This is a genomic window from Myroides sp. LoEW2-1, from assembly GCF_009767705.1.
Classification (GTDB): domain Bacteria; phylum Bacteroidota; class Bacteroidia; order Flavobacteriales; family Flavobacteriaceae; genus Flavobacterium; species Flavobacterium album_A.
Genome location: NZ_WSPP01000220.1, coordinates 1 through 7,140, shown reverse-complemented (window position 1 = coordinate 7,140; position 7,140 = coordinate 1). Strand labels below are relative to the sequence as shown.

The following is a 7,140-nucleotide window of genomic DNA, read 5'->3' as shown; positions in this document are numbered from 1 at the left end:
AGAATATTACAGATTTATATCCTCATAACTATAAAAAGGCAATCTCTGACGCTGTAGAATAATTTTTATACCTCACAAGATGTACTTGCTAGGGTGGATACCTTTAACAGCATCATCACGCATCTCTTTACTTACTGCCACTTCTAATTTCCTTGCCTGACGTTCCTTTTTAAGTTCTACTTTTCTTTTTTGTAGTTCCTTTCGCAATTCAATTTTTCGCAAGTTTTTCTCTTGGTCATTATTGTCTATTGTCAAAATAAAGACCACACCATTTTTACCTTCCTCTCCATATTTTTCAATTCCTTGCTTAGTTTCAAAGACATAGACAGACTCAATATCTTCTGGTAAAATAGCTTTGACTTGTTGTGAATCAGCATTCTCTCCATCCACGATATACATAGGAGAATGTTTACCTATTTCCGCCAATTTGTCCAATCCACGACCTTTCAGTTGTTCTGACTTCTTTGTCTGCTTTTTACCACGCTCCACCCTATATACTTGCACAGTAGAGTCAGTAGATTTAACTGATTGGTCTTTACTAATTTCACTCACTAGGCCAAGAGTATCTTGCGCGAGTATGGGAGCAAGTTGCTTCTGATCAAAATCGGATAATATCACAGGTAATGACTGACTTTGCACTTGATCTACAAAGTTTGATAAACTTTCACTATCTGGCTTACTATTGTTTATCTTCGCTTTTACTTGTACTTGAAAAAAGCCAAAAAAAGCCAGTAAAAATGGCATAAGTAACAACAATTTCATTTTTTTCATGATTGGTGATTTTTGAGTGTTAAGCATTATGATTCTGCGTTTGAAATCCGAAGACTTGAAAGAATTAACAATAGATGTATGTTCTAATCTTGCATATTGGTACTCCAATAAAGCTTTTTGATAATCAAACGTATTAATATCGCGACTTACTTGCTGATCTACAAGGAATTCTAAATTCAAATTAATCGCTCGTTGCAGTAAGTACACAAAGGGATTTATCCAACATACTGCTTTTGTCACTCCTATAATCAATAGGTCAACAGAGTGTTTTTGCTTGATGTGAATACTCTCGTGTAATAAAACAAGATCTATTCGCTCTATCTGCTTATAATTTGCAGGTAGAACAATACTGTTCCAGAAAGAATAAGCATCTTTAGTACGATAATCTACAAGTACATTATCTGCAATCTCACAACTGTGCAATGAGCCGATACGATACAAGACACGCAGATATTGCACTAAGAGTGAAAGTAAAAACAAAGCGCCTATTCCCGCATAAAGGGATATTGCATAGTCCTGCCAATTCACGGTAGTTTCTATTACTTGCATTGTATGATCTGTTGGTAGATCTACTTGCTCACTATCAACTAACCACTGATCAAGTAAAATAGGAGTGTCCTCAAGAATTATTTCCCTTGTCCAAAAAACACTTGGCAGAATAAAACTACCTGCGATAGCCAATAGAAAGTACCACCTTATTGTGCGTACAAAAGTTTCTCTTCGCAAAAACACGTAGTAAAATGCAAAGGTAAAACTCAACAACAAGTTGACTTTTAGAAAATAAATAAAAATGGTCGTCATAAGTCAGTCGATTGGTTCTTACTTTCTATTCTTCTCAATTAATGCGCTAATTTCATCGAGTTCTTCTTTGCTTATATTCTTGTCCTTGACAAAGAAGTTTACCAGATTTGCAAAAGAATTATCAAAGTACTTCTGCATGGTATCTTCCATAAACTGTTTCTTATAAGATGAAATATCAACTAAGGGATAATATTGATGCGACTTCCCAAAAGTATGATGTGCTACCACTCCTTTGTCCTCTAATATTCGCACCAAAGTCGAAAGTGTATTGTAATGTGGTTTTGGTTCATCCATCTGTTGCAAAATATCATTTATAAATCCCTTTTCAATTTTCCACAAAATGCGCATGATCTCCTCCTCTTTGTTTGTAAGCTTCTCCATTGTCTAATTTTTATTAGTTAATCAAACATACAACTAACTTTTTAGTTATACAACTAATTCTTTAGTTATCGACATAAAAACTTAATTAACAATGAAATACACTATAATAAAAAAACTTTTTTCTCTCGCTAACAATTAATAAACTCTTATATTATTATATGATTTCATAGCAAAAAGTAAAACTTGAGAAAACAAAGAGTTTATAAAATACTTTGTCAATAATAACATATAGAAACACCAATTGACAAGACAAATCAATTGCTCCTACTATCAATCTAAAACACTATGAGAAGCTAAGAGTCATAGACTATTATTTCACAAAGGCCACTTATAAACCATTTATACTTCGTATATTTGCCCTTGTATAGAACACAAAAGTGTAAGTTTGTTCTTAGTACTAAGACAAGTGGGGAATCGTGTGAAATTCACGAGCTGTCGCGCAACTGTAAATAATCAGCCGAGCTGATTATAAGTCAGATTACCACACTTACTCAGCTATACGAACCATAAACCATGCTTTCGCGATTTGAAGCTTAGTCGAAATTAGAGCTATTTCCCTTATGACATTTTGAAATGCTCTACAATGATTAAACCAAACCATAAGCTATACCAATTTAAAAGGTAAAAAGTAAACTAAGTAATAACAATCATTACATCAATATGGAAGGTCAATTAACAAACAGAGAATTACGTATCCAAAAGAAAATTAAAGATTCCGAAACTCACGTATTCAGAACAGTATTCCCTGGGCAAACAAATCACCACAATACAATGTTTGGTGGGGCAGTATTATACATTATGGATGAAATTGCCTTTATGACAGCTACGCGTTTTTGTCGTAAACCTATTGTAACTGTATCGAGTGATAAAGTTGACTTTAATCACCCAATTCCCGCTGGAACATTAGTAGAACTAATTGGAACTGTTACTCGTGTAGGACGCACAAGTTTGGATGTACGTGTAGATGTATTTGTAGAGAGCATGTATAGAGATGGACGTGAAAAGGCAATCACAGGATCTTTTACCCTTGTTGCTATTAACGAAAGCAAAAGACCAGTACCTGTTCTGGATGAAATAGATGAATAAGATTCACCTTAAATAACAAAAGCTCTCTGTAATAGAGAGCTTTTTTTTGTTATCCATACACGAAATAGGAATTAAGCTCAAGTGTTTTAGCACTTAATATAAAAGTTTAATACATCCGTGTTTTGGCCTATATCTTTATTTTTTCTATACGCATTATGCCAATCTAATCACAATTAGCTAAGAGCTACTAAAAAACGCATAAGTGTCATGGCTAAAAGATAAAATATTCTACATCTTCATCTTGTAGTTTTCCCCTACTCTACTAACACTTAGGATAATATTTGGTCAATCCAAACTTAAAAACCGAGTACTATATAAAAACAAAAGGGCTATACTTGCGTATAACCCTTTTATTCATTTAAAATTAAATTTACTCAGCGATTGCATTTTCGACCTCTGTGATCATCATTTTGATAGATTTTAATCCACCTCCTGATAAATACCATACTTCAGGGTTTAAGAATACAATTTTATCGTTTTTATAAGCATTTGTCTGTTGAATTAAAGCATTAGCAAATGCCTCTTTAGTCATTGTCGCTCTTTTAATAGCAGCACCACGGTCAATAACAAAGATATAGTCAGGGTTCATTTCCTTGATAAACTCATTAGAAATAGATTGTCCATGGGTAGCAACTTCAATCTTGTTATCTGCTGGTTTTACACCAAACACATCGTGAATGATACCAAAACGAGAACCTGGTCCATAAGCACTCATACGACCTTCATTTGTCAATACAATTAAAGCTTTCTTGTCGGACTTCGCTGCAGCTTCGTTAATCTTAGCGATACGTGCATCAATATCTTTTAACTCTTTTTCTACTTGCTCCTCTTTGCCAAACATCTTACCGATAGCGATTTGATTGTTTTTAAAAGAAGTCATATAATCTTTTGCATCTACATCTAAGTTTACAGCAGGTGCAATTTTGTTAAACTCGTCTACCATAGCAGCAGTACGCGCTCCAATCACAATTAATTCAGGATCAGCAGCATTCACTTTTTCTAAGTTTGGCTCCTTAATACCCCCAATATCAACAATAGACTCGTCTTTTGCATACTTGTCTAAGTAAGATGGAAGATTTGTTTTAGGCGCTCCTTTTACAGGAATACCAAGCTCATCAAAAGAATCTAAAGCACCATATGCAATCACAACAACATTTTTAGGGTTCTTTAAAACCTCAGTTGTTCCAGAGATATGCTCTACAGTTACTTTTTCTCTTTCTGTATTCTCCTCTTGTTTTTTCGTGTCCTTGCACGAAACAAAAAGCATAGCTGAAGCAGCTAAACAGCTTATAAATAATTTACTCATAATTTTAGTTAACAATTTAATAATCTACTTAAAATAAATACAGACTTTATTGTTACAGTTATCGACTATAGTCATATCTATGTCGAACACTTCCTTCATGATATCTTCGCGAATAATATCATCTGTTGGTCCAAAATGGATAATCTTGTGATCTTTAACCGCGGCAATATAATCTGCATAAGAAGACGCATAATTAATGTCGTGCACTACAATAATGATTGTCTTCCCGTAATCATCTGCTAAGACACGAAGAATCTTCATAATCTCAACAGAGTGTTTCATATCTAAATTATTTAGTGGTTCGTCCAGCAAAATATAATCTGTATCTTGTGCCAGAACCATCGCTAAGAATGTGCGCTGTCTCTGTCCTCCACTAAGTTCATCAATATATTGATCTTGAATATCAATCAAGCCCATAAAATCAAGACTCTCATCTATCTTCTCATGGTCAAGGTGATTTAATCTTCCTTGCGAATGTGGAAAGCGCCCGAAAGACACTAATTCCTTCACAGTTAATCGTACATTAGGATGATTTGCCTGTTTTAAAATAGATAAACGCTTAGCAAAATCTCTATTGGTAAAATTGACAATTTCTTGATTAACTAAGTTAATCTCTCCTGAATCGCGCGCCACAAGTCTACTGATGATAGACAATAGCGTACTCTTTCCAGTCCCATTACCTCCAACTAAACAAGTAATTTTACCTTTTGGGAAACTAACTGAAACGTTGTCAAGTATGCTCTTTTCCCCATATTTCTTGGTTACATTTTTTACCTCAATCATCCTCTGTTACTTCTTAATAATAAATAAATGAAATATATACCTCCTACAAAATTAATGATAATACTTATTGTTGTTGACATATTAAATAAATGTTCAACAAGGTATTGTCCGCCAATTACTGTTACAGCTGTCAATAAACAACAAGCTGTTACCATATAGATATGTTTGCTTGATTTAACCAACTCATAAGTTAGGTTTGCTACCAATATTCCCAAAAAGGTAATAGGCCCTACAAGAGCTGTTGATATAGCAACCATCACTGAGATAATCATCAAGTTCACTTTAATCACCTTGTGATAATCAACCCCTAAGCTTATTGCATTCTCTCTACCCAAACTCATTACATCTAACTGTCTAAAATATCTTGCTCCCCAAATCATACTAACAATTAATATGATAGAAGAAATACCTAAGAGATTCAGATTTATCTTGTCAAAAGAGGCAAACATTGCCGCTTGAACAATCATAAACTCATTGGGATCAATAAGCATGACTATAAAAGATGAAAAACTCCTAAAAAGCGTCCCCATCAAAAGCCCTACAAGCAATAATAAATACATACTCTTACTCTCTCGTCTAAATACCAAATAGTACATCGCGATAGAAAACAAAAGCATCAGTCCTACTGATATTGCAAAATTTGATTCTGCATTCAAAACTTGAAAAGTCTTGTCTCCATAGATAAACACCAAAGTGGATTGAATCAATAAAAAGAAAGAATCAAACCCCATGATAGACGGCGTTAAAATACGATTGGCAGATATCGTTTGAAAAACAATCGACGAGTAGGCAATAGCAAAGGAAACAAGAACCATTGCTATAATCTTATAGCCTCTACGTGGCAATACATAATCGAGTTTAGTACCTGTGAAGGTGAACATATAGATAGCGATGCATAACAACAAAGCTACTAACAAGATAGAAATAACTTTATTTTTAAACATTCTTAGCTCTCTTTAAAATTAATACTAAAAAGATCACTCCTCCAATAATACTCACTGTAAGGCCAATCGGAATTTCATATGGCGCAATAAGCATTCGACTAATAATATCGCAAATCAACAAGAATATCGCACCTATTAAAGCCGTATAGCTGATAGTCTTCTTTAAATTATCTCCAAACATTAAACTCACTATATTCGGGATAATAAGCCCTAAAAAAGGAATTACTCCTGCTGTAAGCACAACAACAGTAGAGGTTATAGCTACAAAAGTAAGTCCAAGGTAGGTGATCTTTTTGTGATCTAACCCAAGACTTGTGGCAGTTTCCTCTCCAAGTCCAACTATAGTGAATTTATTTGCATATAAATAAGAAAGAATCACAACAGGTATACCCAAATACAGTACTTCGTAATTCCCTTGGATAATAGAAGAAAAATCTCCAATTAGCCAACCTTCCATATTCTGCACTAAATTATACTTGTAAGCAAAGAACGTAGATATCGCATTTAATATATTTCCAAAAACAATCCCTACTAACGGTACGAAAATAATGCTACGCATTTTTATCTTACTTGATATTTTCAAGAAAATCACACTCGCTAATAATGCAATGGTAAACGATAATACCATCTTGTACATCATCCCTCCACTTGGGAACAAAATCATACTAAATAAAATTCCCATCTTACAAGCGTCTAATGTCCCCATTGTTGTAGGAGATACAAACTTGTTTAAAGAAATCTGTTGCACAATAAGTCCCGAAATACTCATACCAATTCCAGCAATCAACACCGATATCATTCTTGGTAATCTACTTACGACCATAACTAGTAATTCATCATTGTCTAAGCGATGTAAATCCAATATTGAAATATCTTTTACTCCTATAAAAAGGGAAATAAATGATACTATTATGAGTATAAGAACTAAAATAATTCTTATCATATATTTACTTAATATTTATTTAGAATCCGTTTAAATAAAAGCAAATATATAAAAGTAAGCCCGCTAAGAAAAACAAAAATTCAAGCAATCTTAGAATTAGCAAGGATTACAATTATTATAAACCT

The 7,140-nt window shown here is 33.7% G+C and carries 7 protein-coding genes and 1 riboswitch; of the genes, 1 reads left to right on the top strand and 6 read right to left on the bottom strand.

Annotation, left to right across the window (positions count from 1 at the left end; translation table 11 throughout):
- Positions 1–72 precede the first annotated feature (72 nt).
- Positions 73–1,572, bottom strand: a complete 1,500-nt coding sequence (locus GOQ24_RS12335) for a M56 family metallopeptidase (RefSeq protein WP_160339828.1) — start codon at positions 1,570–1,572, stop codon at positions 73–75.
- Positions 1,573–1,590: 18 nt separating this feature from the next.
- Positions 1,591–1,953: a BlaI/MecI/CopY family transcriptional regulator gene (locus tag GOQ24_RS12330; RefSeq protein ID WP_155091637.1), complete on the bottom strand. Its 363-nt coding sequence runs from the start codon at positions 1,951–1,953 to the stop codon at positions 1,591–1,593.
- Between the two features lie 364 nt (positions 1,954–2,317).
- Positions 2,318–2,459, top strand: a riboswitch (cobalamin riboswitch).
- Between the two features lie 154 nt (positions 2,460–2,613).
- Between GOQ24_RS12330 and GOQ24_RS12325 the strand changes: the two genes are divergently transcribed.
- Positions 2,614–3,039 carry an acyl-CoA thioesterase gene (locus tag GOQ24_RS12325; RefSeq protein ID WP_155091636.1) on the top strand — a complete coding sequence of 142 codons (426 nt, stop codon included), beginning with the start codon at positions 2,614–2,616 and terminating at the stop codon, positions 3,037–3,039.
- Positions 3,040–3,409: 370 nt separating this feature from the next.
- On the opposite strand, the gene GOQ24_RS12320 is transcribed toward GOQ24_RS12325, so the two are convergent.
- The 4 genes from GOQ24_RS12320 to GOQ24_RS12305 are packed head-to-tail and all read right to left on the bottom strand — an operon-like array spanning position 3,410 to position 7,015.
- A complete protein-coding gene (locus tag GOQ24_RS12320) occupies positions 3,410–4,345 on the bottom strand; it encodes a siderophore ABC transporter substrate-binding protein (RefSeq protein WP_155091635.1) in 936 nt (311 codons plus the stop codon).
- A gap of 24 nt (positions 4,346–4,369) precedes the next feature.
- The gene (locus GOQ24_RS12315) at positions 4,370–5,128 is read right to left on the bottom strand and encodes an ABC transporter ATP-binding protein (RefSeq protein ID WP_155091634.1); all 759 of its coding nucleotides are present in this window, start codon (positions 5,126–5,128) and stop codon (positions 4,370–4,372) included.
- Positions 5,125–6,072: an iron chelate uptake ABC transporter family permease subunit gene (locus tag GOQ24_RS12310; RefSeq protein WP_155091633.1), complete on the bottom strand. Its 948-nt coding sequence runs from the start codon at positions 6,070–6,072 to the stop codon at positions 5,125–5,127. The genes GOQ24_RS12315 and GOQ24_RS12310 overlap by 4 nt, the downstream gene beginning before the upstream one ends.
- Complete coding sequence (locus tag GOQ24_RS12305) at positions 6,065–7,015, bottom strand: ABC transporter permease (RefSeq protein ID WP_160339827.1); 951 nt, start codon at positions 7,013–7,015, stop codon at positions 6,065–6,067. Before GOQ24_RS12305 ends, GOQ24_RS12310 begins: the two co-directional genes overlap by 8 nt.
- Positions 7,016–7,140: the final 125 nt, after the last annotated feature.

Coding starts and splice junctions, on each gene's coding strand:
- GOQ24_RS12305 (WP_160339827.1), bottom strand. CDS start 7,015: ATGATAAGAATTATTTTAGTTCTTATACTCATAATAGTATCATTTATT.
- GOQ24_RS12325 (WP_155091636.1), top strand. CDS start 2,614: ATGGAAGGTCAATTAACAAACAGAGAATTACGTATCCAAAAGAAAATT.
- GOQ24_RS12335 (WP_160339828.1), bottom strand. CDS start 1,572: ATGACGACCATTTTTATTTATTTTCTAAAAGTCAACTTGTTGTTGAGT.
- GOQ24_RS12310 (WP_155091633.1), bottom strand. CDS start 6,072: ATGTTTAAAAATAAAGTTATTTCTATCTTGTTAGTAGCTTTGTTGTTA.
- GOQ24_RS12330 (WP_155091637.1), bottom strand. CDS start 1,953: ATGGAGAAGCTTACAAACAAAGAGGAGGAGATCATGCGCATTTTGTGG.
- GOQ24_RS12320 (WP_155091635.1), bottom strand. CDS start 4,345: ATGAGTAAATTATTTATAAGCTGTTTAGCTGCTTCAGCTATGCTTTTT.
- GOQ24_RS12315 (WP_155091634.1), bottom strand. CDS start 5,128: ATGATTGAGGTAAAAAATGTAACCAAGAAATATGGGGAAAAGAGCATA.